Here is a 15,458-nt window from a genome sequence, read left to right as displayed (position 1 = left end):
CGGTCACCGCCCCCGGTGGCGGCGCAGCATCCCGGCGGCCAGCGGCGCTGCGTCCAGGTCACCGGCGGCGAGCCGGGCGGCGAGGGTACGGCGTACCAGCCGGTCGGCAAGCGCGGGCGCGTGCCGGCCGACGGCCATCTCCAGCCGCCCGCGTCGGGTGGTCGCCACGTCCCGGGGCGCCCGCCGGGCGGTGGCGGCGCGCAGGATCGCCGCGACGACACCCTCGACGGGCTCCGGGCGGGACACTCCCCGCAGGGACAGCCCGGCCTCGGCGGTGCTGTCGTGGATCGGTGAGGCCACCATGCTCGGGTAGACCACGCTCACCCCGACATGGGTGCCCACCTCGTGGCGCAGCGCGTCGGCGTACGCGACGAGGGCCCGTTTGCTGACCCCGTACGCGGCGGCGAGCGGCAGCGGCAGCACCGCCATCCGGCTGGCCACGAAGATCACCCGGCCGCGGGCGGCGAGCAGCGGGGGCAGCGCGGCGGCGGTGGTGCGCCACGCGGCGAGCAGGTTGACCTCCAACTGCTGGCGGACCACCTCGTCGGGTGGCAGCTCGGCCGGGGCGGGGCCACCGACCCCGGCGTTGTTGATCAGCAGGTCGAGCCCGCCGAGCCGTTCGACGGCCGCGTGCACCGCGGCGGGGACGGCGGCCGGGTCGGTCAGGTCGCAGCCGAGCACCGGCAGGTCGTCGTCGCCTCCCGCGCGCAGGTCGAGCCCGACCACCCGGGCGCCGGCGGCGGTCAGCGCGGCGCCGAGGTGCCGGCCGAAGGTGCCGCTCGCGCCGGTGACGAGGACCCGCCGGCCGCTCAGGCCCGTCACCGGTCCGCTCCGGCCGGGCGGGCGCGGCGGGCGCCGGAGGCAAGTTCCCGGGTCAGCTCGGCCAGGTAGGCGTCGAAGTCCACCCGCATCGCCGGGCGGCGTTGGCCCCAGCGGGCCGTCGCCGCCCGCAGCTCGGCCCGGCTGAAGGCCCGCTGCCGCTCCGGCTCCGGCAGCACGTACCGGCCGGCGAGGTGCGCGGCGATCAGCTTGGCCTGCGCCTCGACCAGGGGGAACGCGGACCCGGTGGACTGCATCAGCCCGACGAACATCAGCCCGGGGGCGTCCGGGTGGAACACGTGCCGGTACAGCGCCAGGGTGTCGGCGCCGCCGCCGAGCAGCTCGGGGTCGAGGAACCCGATCTCCACCCGGTAGCCGGTACACCAGACGATCAGGTCGACCTCGTCGGTACGGCCGTCGGTGAACTCGACCCGGTCGCCGTGCAGGGCGGCGACGCCGGGGCGGGCTTCGACGTCGCCGTGGGTCAGCCGGGACAGCAGCCCGTCGGAGAGCGTCGGGTGGTCCTGCAGGAAGCCGTGCGTGGGCGCGGGGAGCCCGTAGCGGGCGGGGCTGCCGACGGTGGCGGTGAGCATCGTCTGGCTGATGCGCTGGCGCAGTCGCCACGGCAGCCGGCGGGCCAGCGCGCCGTTGAGGGTGTCCGACGGGCGGCCCAGCAGGTACTTGGGCACCACCCAGACGCCCCGGCGCAGCGACAGCAGGGTCCGCTCGGCGGCGTACGAGGCGTCCACCGCGATGTCCATCGCCGAGTTGCCGCCCCCGACGACCAGGACGCGTTTCCCGGTCAACTGCTCGGGGCCCCGGTAGTCGTGGCTGTGCAGCTGCTCGGCCGTGCTGGCGCCGGGGTACGGCGGGTCGGGCAGCCGGGGCGTCCGGTTGTGGCCGTTGGCGACGACCACGGCCTCGACGGTGACCTCGTCCGGCCCGTCCGGCCCGCTGGCGGCGACCGTCCACGTGCCGTCGGGTTGCCGGGTGACCCGCTCGACGGTGTGCCGCAGGCGGATGGCGTCGTGCAGCCCGAACCGGTCGGCGTAGTCGGCCAGGTAGCTGGCGACCCGCGTGTGGTCCGGGTAGTCGGGCCAGTCGGCGGGCATCGGGTGGTCGGCGAACTCGGTGCGGCCGCGGCTGGTGTTCAGGTGCAGCGTGCGGTACGCGGGCGAGTCGGGCGCCCCGTACACCCAGAGGCCGCCGACCTGGTCGGTGGCCTCGAAGCAGACCACCGCGACTGCCGCGTCGCGCAGTGCCTTGACGGCGGCGAGCCCGGCCGCGCCGGCGCCGATCACCGCAACCCTGGGTGGTGCCTGCATCGCTGCCCCCAATTAATCCAACGTCCGATGGATAATCGTCGGGTAGCGGCGGCCCGTCAAGGGCCCGGCGGTCCGTAGAGCCCGTCCAGGAGGCGGTGCACGAACGCTCGGAACTCGCGCCGTTCCCGCGCGCCCGGCGTTCCCGCGGCGAGCGCCACGACGTGCCCGTGCGTCGCCCAGACCAGGCTGCGTACGGTGATGTGCGGGGTCGGCTCGGCCAGCGCGCCGGCGGCCGCCGCGGCGGTCAGCAGCTCGGCCACCAGCCGGTACAGCGGCTCGGCGTAGCGCTGGTCCAGCTCGGCGTGCCGCTGCGGCTCCAACCAGCGCCGCAGCCACAGCGCGGTGGTCTCCGGGTGGTCCTCGAGGAAGTCCACGAACGCGTCCACCAGGTCGTGCAGCGCCCGCCGCGCCGCACCCGGTCCGGAGTCCAGGGCCGCGCGGGCCCGCGCGGCGGCCTCGGTGAGGACCTCCCGCTCGACGGCGAACACCCGCGCGAAGCAGGCCTCGTAGAGCGCCGCCTTCGGCCCCGTGTGGTGGGCGACCGTCGCGACGTCCACCCCGGCGGCCGCGGCGACCTCCCGCAGCCCGACGGCGTCGAAGCCGCGCTCGGCGAACAGCGCGGTGGCGGCGGTGAGCACCACCTCGCGGGTCGGTCGGGTCTCGTCGCGCCGGGGCCGACCCGGACGGCGTCGGGGCATGGTCATGGCCGCCATTCTGCCCCTACAATCCGGCAACTGTTGGATTGCGGAGAGGATGCGGCGATGACGGGGCTCGACCGGCGGCCCGCGGCCACCACCGACGCGACACTGCCCCGCGGCCCCCTGGCCGGCTTCGCGGCCGGCTCGCTCGGCATGGGCATCTGGGTGACCGTGCCCGGCCTGCTGCTGCTCTACTTCCTCACCGACGTGCTGGCCGTCGGGCCGTGGCTGGCCGGCCTCGCGCTGCTGCTGCCCAAGATCGCCGACGTGGTGCTGCACCCCTGGGTGGGGCACCGCGCCGACGTCGCGCAGGCCCGCCGGGGCGACCGGCGACGGCTGCTGCTGCTCGGCTGCGCCCTGCCGGTCGCGTTCGCCGCGCTCTTCGCCGTGCCCGGCGGCCTGACCGGCGCTGCGGCCGCGGCGTGGGTGGCGGTGTTCTTCGTCGCCGGCAACCTGCTCTTCGCCGCCTACCAGGTCCCCTACCTGGCCACCCCGGCCGACCTGCGCATCGGCTACGACGAACGCACCCGGCTGATGGCGTTCCGGATGGTCGTGCTGACCCTCGGCATCCTGGCCTCCGGGCTGCTGGCCCCGCTGCTGACCGGCGGGGACACCGCGACCCGGGGTGGCTACCAGCGCATGGGCGTGGTCCTGGCCGTCGGGATGCTGGCCGCCATGCTCGTCGGCGTGGCCGGCATCGCCCGGTTGCGCGGCGCTGCCGCGAGCACCACGACGGCGGGACACGGCGGGTGGCGGGCGTTGCGCACCGCCCTGCGCGACACGCAGTTCCGCTGGCTCGTCGCCGCGTACCTGGCCATGTCCACGACCACCCACCTGGTCCTGGCCGGGGTGCCCTACTACGCCGAGTACGAGCTGCGCGCCCCCGGCCTGACCACGGTTCTGGTGGCGGCGTTCGTCGCCCCGGCGCTGCTGGTCACCCCCGGCTGGCTGCTTGTGGCCCGCCGGGTCGGCAAGCAACGGGCGCTGCTCGGCGCGCAGGGCGCGTTCGCGGCCGGATCGCTGGTGCTGGCGGTGGGTCGCCCGGCGGGCCTGCCGGTGCTGGTCGCCGCGGTGGCGGTGCTCGGGGTGGCGTTCGCCGGCATGCAGCTGCTGCCGTTCTCGATGCTGCCCGACGTGATCCGCGCCGCTGCGGCTGACACCGGCGCCGGTGCGGCGACGGGCGCGGGCACCTACACCGGGGTGTGGACGGCCACCGAGGCCACCGGCGCGGCCCTCGGCCCCTACGCGTACGCGCTGTGCCTGGGCGTTGGTGGTTTCGTGGCGTCCACGGCGGGCGAGTCGCCGGTGCAGCCGGACGCGGCGCTCGTGGCGGTCCGCTACGGCTTCGGGCTGCTGCCCGCGGCGGCGATGCTCGCCGCCCTGCTGCTGCAACGCCGCTACACCCTGGACACGACCGCCCGGGCCGCGAGCTGAGCGGCCGGCACTAGACTTCGCGCTCGATGGACGCCCCGCTCACCCCCACCGAAACCCGCCCGTGCGCCCACTGTGGACGACCGGTGCCGCAGCGTGTCGGCGCGGGCCGGCCCTTTCGGTACTGCCGCGACAACGACGGCGCCTGCCAGCGCGCCTCGCGCAACAGCCGCATGCGCCACCGCAACGCGCCCGGCCTGCCCGGTCAGGTGGCCCGCACCTGGGAGGCGGTGGACCGGCTCGACCAGATCGTCGAGACGTTGACCGAGGCGTTGCACGCGGAGCTGTCCCCCGGTGGTGTGCAGCGCCAGCTCGCGCAGGCCCGCGCGGAGGCCGCCACCGAGATCGCGGCGGCGCAGACCGAACGCGACGAGGCCCGCGACGACGCCGAGGCGGCGGCGGCCGACGCGGCGCGCGCCCGCGAGCAGGCCCGCACGGCCCGCGCCGAGGCCGACGACGCCCGCCAGCGCGCCGAGCAGGCGGCGACCCAGGCCACCGCGGCCGACGAGCGGGCGCAACACGCCGAGGCCGCCCGCGATCAGGCGCGGCACGACGTCAGCGCCGCCGAGGCGCTGCGTGCCCAGGCCGAACGGGACCGGGACCAGGCCCGCGCCGAGGTGCGTGACCTGCGGGCCGAGCGCGACACCGAGCGCCAGCGCGCGGCCGACCTGACCGTCGAGCGGGACGCGGCGCGCACCGACGCCGAGCGGGCCACCCGGGCCGCCGCCGAGGCGACCGAGCGGGCCGGACGGTGGCAGGCCGAGGTGCAGGACGTGCGCCGCCAGATCGACCAGGCCCGCGCCGACGCCGCGCGGACCCGCACCGAGGCCGCCGACGCGGCCCGGGCCCGGGAACAGGCCGAACGGGCCCGCGACCGCGCCCAGGCCGTTGCCGCCGAGGCCGACGACGCCCGCCAGGAGGCCGCCGAGCTGGCCGCCCGGCTGCGCGCGGAGCTGACCGCCACGGCCGCGCAGCGCGACGCCCTCGCCGCCGACCTGAGCGCCGCGCGGCAGGCCGCGGCCACCGCCGAGGGCCGGCTCACCGCCCTGACGGTACGGCTCGACGCCGCCGAGGCCGACCGTGACGTGGCGCAGCGGCGGGTGGCGCAGCTCGGCGACCAGGTCAGCGACCTGGCGTTGGCGCTGGCCCGCCTGGGCGCCGCCACCCCCGGCGGTGCGGGCGCTTCCGACCCGGGTGCCCCGCCGGCGCAACCTTGACCGCGTCCGGGCGGTTAACATCCCCGGTGGCGGTCCCGACAGGCCGCCGCCGTGGCGTCACCGTCTGAGCCGGCTACCCTTGGGTCCGGCTCACCCGTGGACGCCTCACGCCCTCGGGCGGGAATGGGGCGACGGGAAGACACCGTTACACCCAGAAGACCAGCACCACGAACGAGGGGAAGTCGATCATGGGCGAGCGTATGCTGCGCGGAAGCCGCCTGGGCGCGGTCAGCTACGAATCCGACCGCAACACGGAGCTCGCGCCGCGTCAGACCCGCGAGTACCTCTGTGCCAAGGGCCACCAGTTCGAGGTGCCGTTCGCCGTCGACGCCGAGGTCCCGACGACCTGGGAATGCAAGTTCGACGGCAGCGTCGCCCGACTCGTCGACGGCAGCGAGCCGGAGCAGAAGAAGGCCAAGCCGCCGCGTACCCACTGGGACATGCTGCTGGAGCGGCGCTCGATCGCCGAGCTCGAGGACATCCTCGCCGAACGCCTCCAGGAGGTTCGGACCCGCCGCGGCCGCGCCTGAGCCGCACCCGCACGACACGACGCCCCCGGGTTCTCCCGGGGGCGTCGTCGTGTGTGCCTGAGTTTAGTTGCGGCCCGGCTCGACGATCTCACCCTCGATGGCCCGGCCGCCGTCGACGACCACCGGCCGCTCCGGCTCCGGACGCGGTGTCGGCTGGGGCGCACCCTGGCGCACCCGCACCGTACGCGGCCCGAACAGGTCACCGGCGACCATCGACGACACCCGCCGCTCGGCGGTGCGTTGCACCCCGGCGCGGGCCAGGCGACGCACCGGCGGCACCATCAGCAACAACCCGACCAGACCGCTGACCAGACCGGGCGCCGCCAGCAGCAGCGCGCCGGCCAACCCGACGAGCCCGTCGGTCACCTGCCGTCCCGGCGGCTGCCCGGCCTGCGCGGCGGTGCGGAACCCGCGCCAGGCGCGCATCCCCTCGCGGCGCAGCAGCACCAGCCCCAGCAGCGACGCGGCGAACACCAGCAGCACCGCCGCGCCGAACCCCACCGCCCGCCCCACCAGGACGAACACCGTCAACTCCAGCACCACCGCCAGCAGCAGGGCGACCGGCACGAACCTCAGTCCTCGGCGCATCTCACCTCATCGCCATCCCGCGGCACACCGACACGTACCGCACATCCAGCATGACACGGCCGCGCTCACGGCCACCGCACCTGACCCGTGGGGGTGCCGTGCAGACCCCGGCGTACGGCCTGGCGCCGGTCCTGCACACCCCAGCGGGTGATCCGCCACAGCGCCTCGGCGACGATGCGCGGGCTCATCTTGCTGTCGCCGCGTTCCCGCTCGGCGAACGTGATCGGCACCTCCACGATCCGCACCCCGGCCCGGTGGGCGAGCCGCGACAGCTCCACCTGGAACGAGTAGCCCTGCGAGCACACCGACTCCAGGTCGATGGCGTCCAGGGCACTGATCCGGTACACCCGGTAGCCGCCGGTGGCGTCCGAGACGGGCATGCCCAGCGCGAGGCGCGCGTACAGGTTGCCGCAGCGTGACAGCAGCAGCCGCCGCAGCGGCCAGTTCACCACCTGCGCGCCGCTGGTCCACCGCGACCCGATCACCACGTCGGCGTCGCGGGCGGCGTCCAGCAGCGCCGGCAGGTCCTCCGGGGCGTGTGAGCCGTCGGCGTCCATCTCCACCACCGCGTGGTAGCCGCGCTCGCGCGCCCACCCGAACCCGGCCAGGTACGCCGCGCCCAGGCCCTGCTTGCCCTCGCGGTGCAGCACCTGCACGTGCGGGTCGCCGTCGGCGATCGCGTCGGCGATCGCGCCGGTGCCGTCGGGGCTGTTGTCGTCGGCGATGAGGATCTGCACGGCGGGGGCGGCCCGGCGGACCCGCCCCACGATCGCCGCGACGTTGTCCGCCTCGTTGTAGGTGGGGATCACCACGAGCACCCGGCCCACGCCGGGCACCTCGTCCGGACGCCGGATCGTATCGGTCGCCTGGATCACGGTTCCTCCGCTCCCGCCGGCGTACCGGCTGTTGCTATCCGGGCACGACCCGTTGCCGTCGGCGCAGCACGCCCGCGCCGGCCAGGGCGGCCACGGCCAGCCCGGCGAGGGCCAGCTCCGGCCACCAGCCGAGGCGGGTGGCGAGGGTACGCCCGCTGTCGAGCCGTAGCTGCCGCACCACGACCTCCCGGGTGTTGAACCCGGTGGCGTCGCTTACCCGCCCATCGGGGGCGACGAACCCGGACACCCCGACCGTGGAGGCCATCAACGCCGGCCGGCCGTGCTCCACCGCCCGCAGTCGCACCATGGCCAGCTGCTGGCGGGCCTCGGCCTCGTCGAAGGTGGCGTTGTTGGTCTGCACCACCAGCAGCTGCGCGCCGCCGGTGACGGTGTCGCGGACCACCTCGTCGTACGCGACCTCGAAGCAGATGACGTCGCCGAGCACGGCCGGGCCGGCGCGTACCACGCCCGGGGTGCTGCCCGGTACGAAGTCGTTGCGGATCAGGTCCACCTTGTCGCTGACCTGGCGGGCGATCTCGCGCAGCGGCACGTACTCGGCGAACGGCACCGGGTGGCGTTTGGTGTAGAGCTGGGACATGTCCGCGCCGGTGTCGGGCCGCCACAGGATGCCCGCGTTGCGGACCTGCCCTGGGCCCGGGCCGAGCAGCACCGCGCCGACCAGGATGGGCGCGCGGATCGCGTCGGCGGCCTGGGAGATGCGGGCGCCGGCGGTGGGGTTGCGCAGCGGGTCGATGTCGCTGGAGTTCTCCGGCCACACCACCAGGTCGGGTTGCCGCTGCGCACCGGAGGCGACCCGCGTGGCCAGCTCCAGGGTGGCGTCGACGTGGTTGTTGAGCACCGCCTGGCGTTGGGCGTTGAAGTCCAGTCCGAGACGCGGCACGTTGCCCTGCACGATCGCGACGGTGACGGGCGTGCCCGACCCGGTGGCGGCCAGTGGCACCAGCAGACCCGCCCCGGCCAGCGCGAGGGCGGCGACGGCCGGCACGGCCACCGGCGTCCACCGCCGCGTGCCGCCGGGCCGGGTGGCCGGTTCGGTGTCGCCGGGGCCGCTGGTGGTGTCGGTGTCGCCGAGGGCGCGGGTCGGGTCGGTGTCGGTGCCGCCGGGGGTGCCAGTCGGGTCGGTGTCGCCGGGGACGCCGGTGGGGTCGGTGTCGGTGGGGCTGGTGGGGCGCAGGGTGGTCCAGGTGCGCCAGCCGGCGGTGACCAGCAGCCCGCCGACGACCGCCACGGCGAAGGTGACCAGCGGCGCTCCGCCGAGGGCGGCCAGGCGCAGCAGCGGCGAGTCGTCCTGGGTGAACGCGAGACGCCCCCACGGGAACCCGCCGAACGGCGTGCGGTCGCGCAGCGCCTCCTGCCCCACCCACAGCAGCCCGGTCACCGCCGGCCACGCCCAGCGGCCACGGTCGGCCAGCGGTGACACCCAGGCGGTGGCGACGCCGAGCAGCGCCAGATAGCCGGCCTGCAGCAGCGACAGCAGCACCCACGGCAGGTAGCCGGTGTGCAGGTTCGTCCAGGCCAGCAGCGGCGCGAACAGCGCCACCCCGGTGAGGAAGCCCACGCCGGCCCCGGCGCGCAACCGTCGCCGGTGCGCGGCGGCGGCCAGCAGGGCCACGCCGACCGGCGCGAGGGGCCACACCCCGTACGGCGGGAAGGCCAGCAGCAGGGCCAGCCCGGCGGCGACCGCCATCGGCGCGGCGACACGCAGCGGCAGCGGCCGACGCACGGCGACCGACGCGCTGATCACCGTGGGGGCCTGGCTCTCGTCGCGGTCCAGGGTCGTCACCGCTGCTTCACCTCGATCACCCGGCGAAGGCTACCCGTCCGCCGCCCCCGCCGACCGCATAGCCCCGCACCGGGGGCCCCGCTCCGCGATCGTGCACTTTCGGCCCCGACACAAGGGGCATTCCCGCCCACAACGACGACAGCAACTGCAAGATCGGCGCGGGGATGGGGTGGGGGTGCGGGGTGCGGGGATGAAATCGGGGCGCGGCTTTCGCCGCGCCCCGATGCTCCCAGGCCCTCCCCGGCCGGTGCGGCGAGGATGGGGCACGCCGACCTTCGGACCGACCAGGCGGTTGACTGGCTGCCCCCGCCGGGCCGTTGTCTACTGGCCGTGCACCTCACCCTGCCCGTACACCGGTAACCGCGACCGGTTCGCGCCGCCCCGCCGACCCCCGCCCGCTGGACCTGGCCGCCGCGACGATGACGCTGAAAATGTCGCTCGGCCAGCGGACGAAGGGACGAAGCGAACAACAGCCGCTTCCCGTGGTAGGACTCAAAGACGGTACGTGCTGCACCCCGTCTCCTGTCAACCCACCCCCGGCCTGTCGTGTGTTGCGCCACGGCGTGTCGGGTCGGCGTGTCTCACTGCGTGCCCAGGTGGTGGCGCAGCAGCGCCCCCGCTGCCGCGCGGTGTTCCTCGGCGAGCAACCCGCCGGCGGCCAGGACGTAGTCGACGTCGACGACCGCGCGGGCGGCCCGCGGCAGCGCCCACCCGCCCGCGTGATCGGCCAGGACCGCCGCCAGGACCTGCCCCGACGCGGGGGCGGGCGCGTGTCGCAGCACCCCACCGGAGCCCACCAGCAGCCGCACGTCGCGCAGGTCCCGTCCGGCCCGCTCGCCCGTGGCGGCGCCCCGGGCGTGCCGGCGCAGCGCCACAGTCGCCGCGAGCGTGGCGATGCGCGCGTCCACGGCCCGCTCGGCGTCGTCGGCGGCCAGGAACGCCGGGTCGGCGGCCCGCCGGTCGGCGGCGGCGGCCAGCTCGTCGGCTTCATCGGCGGCGAGCAGCCGCTCCTCGGTGGCGGCGCGCACCACACCGGGGGCGCTCCACCGCATGCCCAGATCGCCCTCGACGGTGCGGGCCCGCCACAGACTGCCCGCGACCTCCCGGCCCGGCCCGGTGGCCCGCTCGTCGGGCGTGAGAACCGAGTACACGTCGGTGGTGGCTCCACCCACGTCGACGACGGCGAGGTCCCCGCCGATGGTGTCGGCGAGCACCTCCACGCCGGTCAGGACGGCGTCGGGGGTGGCCGCGCGCACCAGCCGCGCGAACCGGGTCCCCCTGGACAGGCGTTTGCCGCCGATGACGTGACGCAGGAACACCGCGCGGATCGCCGCGCGCGCCGACGCCGGGGCGAGCACCCCGATGCGCGGCAGCACATTGTCCGCACCCGTCACCGGCACGCCGGCGGCCTCCAACAGCCCGGTCAGCTCCCCCCGGACGTCGGCGTTGCCGGCCAGGACGACCGGCACCCGCCAGCGGGCCCGGGCCAGGCGGGTGGCGTTGTGGGTGATCGTGTCGGCGTCGCCGCCGTCGGTGCCACCCACGAGCAGCACCACGTCCGGCCGGGCCGCCCGCAACGCCGTCAGGTCGGCCGCGCCGAGCCGACCGGCCGCCACGTGCACCACGTGCGCGCCGGCCGACAGCCCGACCCGCCGGCCCGCCTGCGCGGTCACCAACGCCTCGTAGCCGAGCACGGCCAGCCGCAACCCACCACCTGCCGACGAGCAGACGTACCACGGCACCTCACGAGCCCCGAGCCCGGCGGTGGCCGCCGCGACGGCGGCGTCCAGGCCGTGCAGCACGTCGCTGCCCACCGTGGTGGGCGCGGCCGCCGCGCCCACCAGGACACCTGCGGCCAGGTCCACCACGGCCGCCTTGGTGTACGTCGAGCCGACGTCCGCGCAGACCGCCAGGGTCATGACCCGGCGGGTACGACCACGGTGCCGGTCGCCGTGACCGCGACGATCGGCGGGTCCAGGACCTCGGCGGCGGACGCGGAGCGGTCCGGGCGGCCCCGACACACCACCGCGCAGCTCAACTCCAGGGTGCGGCTGCGACTGCCCACCCGGGACACCTGGGCGGTCACCTCCACCACGTCACCGGCGCGGATCGGCGCGGTGAACCGCACGTCGGAGTACCCGGCGAACAGGCCCTCGTCGCCGTCCGTGCGGATACACACCTCCGTGGCGACGTCGCCGAACAACCCGAGGGCGTACGCCCCGTCGACGAGGTTGCCCGCGTAGTGGGCGTGCGCGTACGGCACGTACCGCCGGTGCGTCACCGTCAACCCGAGCCTTGCGTCGGTCATGCCATCGCCTTTCGCTGCGTGATCAGGGCGTGCACGAGGTAGCTGGCCACCTCGCCGGGCGTGGTCCCCCGACCGAAGATCCGGTCCACGCCCAACTCGTCGGTCATCGACTCGTCGAACCGGGGACCGCCGACGATCAACAGGGGCCGCCTACCAGCCGGCATGGCCTCCCGGAACGCCGCCGACATCTCCCGCGTGTTGTGCAGGTGCGCGTCGCGTTGGGTGACGACCTGCGACACGAGCACCGCGTCGGCCTTCTCCACCCGGGCGGCCTCCACCAACTCCGGCACGCTGACCTGCGCGCCCATGTTGGTGACCTTCAACTCCCGGTAGTACTCCAGGCCCTTCTCCCCCGCGATGCCCTTGACGTTGAGGATCGCGTCGATGCCCACGGTGTGCGCGTCGGTGCCGATGCACGCCCCGACCACCGACAGCTTGCGGCGCAGCCGCTGCTTGACGACGGTGTTGACCTCCTTGGCCGACAGCAGCGGGAAGTCCCGTTCCACCACCTGCACCGCGTCGACGTCGACGAGGTGGTTGACCCGCCCGTACACGACGAAGAACGTGAACCCGTCACCCATCGGCTTGGCGTGCACCACCATCGCCGGGTCGATGCCCATCTTGTTGGCCAGCTGCACCGCCGCGCCCTCGGCCCGCTTGTCGTGGGCCACCGGCAGGGTGAACGACACCTGCACCATCCCGTCGCCGGTGGTGTCCCCGTACGGACGCACGATCTGCGCGCTCACGCCGCCTCCAGGATGTCGGTGGCCGGGTTGCAGTAGTCGGCCTCGTGCGCGGCGACCCCGTCCAGGCCCTTGCCCCGGTCCGCCGGCCGCTTCATGATCCCGAACGTGCCCTCGGCGATCGCCGTGAGCAGCGTCTGCTCCCCGATGCGCTCCAACAGGTCCAGCGCCTCACCGAGGACCTGGTTGGCGCGGCGGCGGATGAACCCGTCCGGCGCGGGCACGAAGTCCTCGTGCAGCCCACCGGCGGCGCCCAGGACGTACCGCACGTTCTGCAGCGCGATGTCCCGGTCCGACAGCCACGGCGTCACCACCGCCTCGGTCATCATCCCCACCAGCAGGATCCCCTGACCGGTCAGCGCGCCCGCCAGGTTGAAGAACCCGTCGAGCAGGTTGCCCCGGAACACGTCACCGGTCATGTGCTTCGTCGGCGGCATCCACTTGAGCGGCGCGTCCGGGAACAGCTCCCGGGCCAGCAGCGCGTGCGCCAGCTCCAGGCGGAACGACTCCGGCACCTCCGGGTTGATCTCGAACGCGTGCCCCAGGCCCAACTGCCAGTCCGCGAGGCCCGCCTCGTGCGCGAAGAACTCGTTGAGCAGCTGCGACACCGTCACCGTGTGCGCCTCGTCGACCGCGTCGGCGGTGGTGAGGTAGTTGTCCTCACCGGTGTTGATGATGATCCCGGCGCGGGCGTGGACCTGCCGGGAGAACCGCTGGTCGACGAACGTACGGACCGGGTTGATGTCGCGGAACAGGATGCCGTACATCGAGTCGTTGAGCATCATGTCGAGCCGTTCCAGGCCGGCCAGCGTCGCCATCTCCGGCATGCACAGGCCCGACGCGTAGTTCGTCAACCGCACGTAGCGGCCCAACTCCTTGGACGACTCGTCCAGCGCCGCGCGCATCAGCCGGAAGTTCTCCTGCGTGGCGTACGTGCCGGCGAAGCCCTCCCGGGTCGCGCCCTCGGGCACGTAGTCCAGCAGCGACTGCCCCGTCGACCGGATCACCGCGATGACGTCCGCGCCGGCCCGGGCGGCCGCCTGCGCCTGCGGAATGTCCTCGTAGATGTCCCCGGTCGCCACGATCAGGTAGATCCACGGCCGCTGCTTCGGGTCCCCGTGCCGCTTGATCAGCCGGTCCCGCTCCGCGCGCCGCCGGTCGATCCGCCGGATACCCGCGCCGACCGCCTTGCGTGCCGCCGCCCGGGCCGCCGTCGCCGACCGCCCGCTGGGCAGCGTGAACCGCACCGACCCGGCGGCGGCCTTCTGCGCCAGCAATGTCACATCCGTGGTGCCCTCGCGGGCGAGGGCGTCGAACACCGGCACCGCCACCCCGTGACCCAACCCCACGTCCGCGACGACCGCGTCCACGAGTCGGTTCACCCACGGAATGCCGTCCGGGTCGGCGCCGCTCACCCCGGCCAGCCGCAGCACCGCCCGCTCCACCGACACCGTCGTGTGGCTGCGGGCCAGGTCGACCACCGGCTGCCCGGCCCGCCGCGCCAACTCCCGCGCCCGCGCCACCAACACCGGATCAAGGTCAAGTTTCCCGGTCACGACGACCCTTCCTCATAGATGACCTCACCGCGCAACACCAGCCGCCGGCACACCGGCAGCGGCGTCGGATCGTCCGGACCCCGCACCTCCGGGTCCTCAGCCACCAGCACCGGCAAACCCCGCTCCACGCCCGCCGGCGTCGACCACACCGCGAACGTCGCCGGCGCACCCAGCGCCAGGACACCCTCGACGTCCAGGTGCACCGCCCGCCACCCACCACGGGTGTGCGCCGCGAACGCCGCCCGCACACTCATCCGCTGCGCCGGACTGTGGTGCGCCACCGCCGCCCGCACCGACCCCCACGGGTCCAGCGGCGTCACCGGCGAATCCGACCCGAACGCCAACGCCACACCCACCGAGTGCATCGCACCCATCGGATTCGACTCCAATGACCGCGCAAGGCCCAACCGCGCCTCGTACATCCGGCCCGCGCCACCCCACAACCTGTCGAACGCCGGCTGCATGCTCGCCACGATCCCGTACTCCACGAACCGCGCGATCATCGACTTGTTCATGATCTCCGCGTGCTCGACGCGGTGCCGGGCCGCGCGCAACCGCTCCACACCCAGCGTCGCCGCCGCCGCCGCGAACCCGTCCAGCACCGTGCCGATCGCCGCGTCACCGATCGCGTGGAACCCGCCCTGCAGGCCATGCGCCGCACAGTCCAACAGGTGATCACGCACCTGCTCCGCGCTCAGATAGCCGTGCCCGCAGCCCTCACCGTCGCCGTACGGCTGCGACACGTGCGCCGTGCGCGACCCCAACGCCCCGTCCGCGAACAGATCACCGCCGGCGCCCACCGCGCCCAACTCCCGGGCCCGCGCGGCGCCACCCAGCTCACCCCAGTACCCGTACACCTCCGGCAACCCCGCCCCGGAGATGCCCAGCAGACCCGTGAAGTCCTCCTCGTCGGAGATCTCCGGACCACCGCACTCGTGCACCGCCGCGATACCCAACGACGCCGCGTGCGCGAGCGCCACCCGCTGCGCGGCGACCCGCTGCGAGCGCGTCACCGACCCCTGCGCCGCCGCCCGCACCACATGGTGCGCGTCGCGCCGCAACCAGCCCGACGCGTCGTACCCGGACGCCTGCGCCGCCTCCGGACACGCCGCCAGCAACGCCGACGACACCAGGGCCGAATGGATCGACGCCTGCGACAGGTACACCCGCCGGCCACCGGCCGCCCGGTCCAGGGCCGCCGCGTCCGGCAACGCCGTGTCCGACCAGCCGGACTCGTCCCAGCCGTGCCCCAGCACCACCGCGTCCGCCGGCAACCCCGCCGCGAACACCGCCACCGCGTCGAGCAACTGCCCCGCCGAGCGCACCCCGGACAACTCCAGCCCGGACAACGCCAACCCGGTGTCCGTGGCGTGCACGTGCGCGTCCACGAACGCCGGCGTCACCAGAGCCCCGTCCAGGTCCACCACCCGGTCGGCCGGCGGCGCGTCACCGTCGGTGCCCAACCAGGCAATCCGCCCACCGGACACCAACAGCGCGGTCGCGCTCGGGTCGGCGGGGCAGTGCAGTACGCCGCCGCGGTACAACGTCGAGGGGTTCGTCATGA

Annotated in this window: 14 protein-coding genes; 3 read left to right on the top strand and 11 right to left on the bottom strand. The window is 75.0% G+C overall.

The annotated features are described in order from the left end of the window. Positions 1-3: 3 nt before the first annotated feature. From ACLQ27_RS01485 to ACLQ27_RS01475, 3 genes are read right to left on the bottom strand one after another with little or no spacing between them, the layout of a single operon-like run. Positions 4-822: an SDR family NAD(P)-dependent oxidoreductase gene (locus ACLQ27_RS01485; RefSeq protein WP_234590396.1), complete on the bottom strand. Its 819-nt coding sequence runs from the start codon at positions 820-822 to the stop codon at positions 4-6. Continuing rightward, positions 819-2,144 carry a flavin-containing monooxygenase gene (locus ACLQ27_RS01480; RefSeq protein ID WP_425865361.1) on the bottom strand — a complete coding sequence of 442 codons (1,326 nt, stop codon included), beginning with the start codon at positions 2,142-2,144 and terminating at the stop codon, positions 819-821. The genes ACLQ27_RS01485 and ACLQ27_RS01480 overlap by 4 nt, the downstream gene beginning before the upstream one ends. Before the next feature lie 56 nt (positions 2,145-2,200). Continuing rightward, positions 2,201-2,848 (bottom strand): TetR/AcrR family transcriptional regulator, encoded by a 648-nt coding sequence (locus ACLQ27_RS01475; RefSeq protein WP_425865360.1) that lies wholly within the window; start codon positions 2,846-2,848, stop codon positions 2,201-2,203. Positions 2,849-2,905: 57 nt separating this feature from the next. Between ACLQ27_RS01475 and ACLQ27_RS01470 the strand changes: the two genes are divergently transcribed. The 3 genes from ACLQ27_RS01470 (at position 2,906) to ACLQ27_RS01460 (ending at position 6,020) form a co-directional block, all read left to right on the top strand. Beyond that, a complete protein-coding gene (locus tag ACLQ27_RS01470) occupies positions 2,906-4,276 on the top strand; it encodes an MFS transporter (RefSeq protein WP_425865359.1) in 1,371 nt (456 codons plus the stop codon). A 26-nt stretch (positions 4,277-4,302) separates the two neighbouring features. Further along, positions 4,303-5,490, top strand: coding sequence for a hypothetical protein (locus ACLQ27_RS01465; protein WP_425865358.1), 1,188 nt, complete (start codon positions 4,303-4,305; stop codon positions 5,488-5,490). 188 nt (positions 5,491-5,678) lie between these two features. Then, positions 5,679-6,020, top strand: a complete 342-nt coding sequence (locus ACLQ27_RS01460; RefSeq protein WP_046564157.1) for an RNA polymerase-binding protein RbpA — start codon at positions 5,679-5,681, stop codon at positions 6,018-6,020. Between the two features lie 63 nt (positions 6,021-6,083). Here the strand turns inward: ACLQ27_RS01460 and ACLQ27_RS01455 are convergent, their stop codons facing one another. The 8 genes from ACLQ27_RS01455 to ACLQ27_RS01420 form a co-directional block, all read right to left on the bottom strand. Then, complete coding sequence (locus ACLQ27_RS01455) at positions 6,084-6,608, bottom strand: FxsA family protein (protein WP_234591582.1); 525 nt, start codon at positions 6,606-6,608, stop codon at positions 6,084-6,086. 65 nt (positions 6,609-6,673) lie between these two features. Further along, positions 6,674-7,483, bottom strand: a complete 810-nt coding sequence (locus ACLQ27_RS01450; RefSeq protein ID WP_357490353.1) for a polyprenol monophosphomannose synthase — start codon at positions 7,481-7,483, stop codon at positions 6,674-6,676. A gap of 34 nt (positions 7,484-7,517) precedes the next feature. Further along, on the bottom strand, positions 7,518-9,287 hold the full coding sequence (gene lnt / locus ACLQ27_RS01445) for an apolipoprotein N-acyltransferase (RefSeq protein WP_425865357.1): 1,770 nt from the start codon (positions 9,285-9,287) through the stop codon (positions 7,518-7,520). Positions 9,288-9,868: 581 nt separating this feature from the next. After that, the gene (locus ACLQ27_RS01440; protein WP_425865356.1) at positions 9,869-11,206 is read right to left on the bottom strand and encodes a glutamate mutase L; all 1,338 of its coding nucleotides are present in this window, start codon (positions 11,204-11,206) and stop codon (positions 9,869-9,871) included. Beyond that, positions 11,203-11,595, bottom strand: a complete 393-nt coding sequence (locus tag ACLQ27_RS01435) for a hotdog domain-containing protein (RefSeq protein WP_425865355.1) — start codon at positions 11,593-11,595, stop codon at positions 11,203-11,205. The genes ACLQ27_RS01440 and ACLQ27_RS01435 overlap by 4 nt, the downstream gene beginning before the upstream one ends. Next, positions 11,592-12,341, bottom strand: a complete 750-nt coding sequence (locus ACLQ27_RS01430) for an OAM dimerization domain-containing protein (protein WP_308195334.1) — start codon at positions 12,339-12,341, stop codon at positions 11,592-11,594. Before ACLQ27_RS01430 ends, ACLQ27_RS01435 begins: the two co-directional genes overlap by 4 nt. Next, positions 12,338-13,894 (bottom strand): lysine 5,6-aminomutase subunit alpha, encoded by a 1,557-nt coding sequence (locus ACLQ27_RS01425; RefSeq protein ID WP_425865354.1) that lies wholly within the window; start codon positions 13,892-13,894, stop codon positions 12,338-12,340. Before ACLQ27_RS01425 ends, ACLQ27_RS01430 begins: the two co-directional genes overlap by 4 nt. Then, positions 13,891-15,456, bottom strand: coding sequence for an amidohydrolase (locus ACLQ27_RS01420; protein ID WP_425865353.1), 1,566 nt, complete (start codon positions 15,454-15,456; stop codon positions 13,891-13,893). The genes ACLQ27_RS01425 and ACLQ27_RS01420 overlap by 4 nt, the downstream gene beginning before the upstream one ends. Between the last annotated feature and the right edge of the window lie 2 nt (positions 15,457-15,458).

It is taken from the genome of Micromonospora sp. DT63 (assembly GCF_049841615.1).
Taxonomy (GTDB): Bacteria; Actinomycetota; Actinomycetes; order Mycobacteriales; family Micromonosporaceae; genus Micromonospora.
This window is presented reverse-complemented; position numbering and strand designations above follow the sequence as displayed.

Excerpts from the sequence above, each read along its gene's own strand:
- ACLQ27_RS01435 (WP_425865355.1), bottom strand. The coding sequence starts at position 11,595 with ATGACCGACGCAAGGCTCGGGTTGACGGTGACGCACCGGCGGTACGTG.
- ACLQ27_RS01420 (WP_425865353.1), bottom strand. The coding sequence starts at position 15,456 with ATGACGAACCCCTCGACGTTGTACCGCGGCGGCGTACTGCACTGCCCC.
- ACLQ27_RS01470 (WP_425865359.1), top strand. The coding sequence starts at position 2,906 with ATGACGGGGCTCGACCGGCGGCCCGCGGCCACCACCGACGCGACACTG.
- ACLQ27_RS01460 (WP_046564157.1), top strand. The coding sequence starts at position 5,679 with ATGGGCGAGCGTATGCTGCGCGGAAGCCGCCTGGGCGCGGTCAGCTAC.
- ACLQ27_RS01480 (WP_425865361.1), bottom strand. The coding sequence starts at position 2,144 with ATGCAGGCACCACCCAGGGTTGCGGTGATCGGCGCCGGCGCGGCCGGG.
- ACLQ27_RS01440 (WP_425865356.1), bottom strand. The coding sequence starts at position 11,206 with ATGACCCTGGCGGTCTGCGCGGACGTCGGCTCGACGTACACCAAGGCG.
- ACLQ27_RS01455 (WP_234591582.1), bottom strand. The coding sequence starts at position 6,608 with ATGCGCCGAGGACTGAGGTTCGTGCCGGTCGCCCTGCTGCTGGCGGTG.
- ACLQ27_RS01465 (WP_425865358.1), top strand. The coding sequence starts at position 4,303 with ATGGACGCCCCGCTCACCCCCACCGAAACCCGCCCGTGCGCCCACTGT.
- ACLQ27_RS01475 (WP_425865360.1), bottom strand. The coding sequence starts at position 2,848 with ATGACCATGCCCCGACGCCGTCCGGGTCGGCCCCGGCGCGACGAGACC.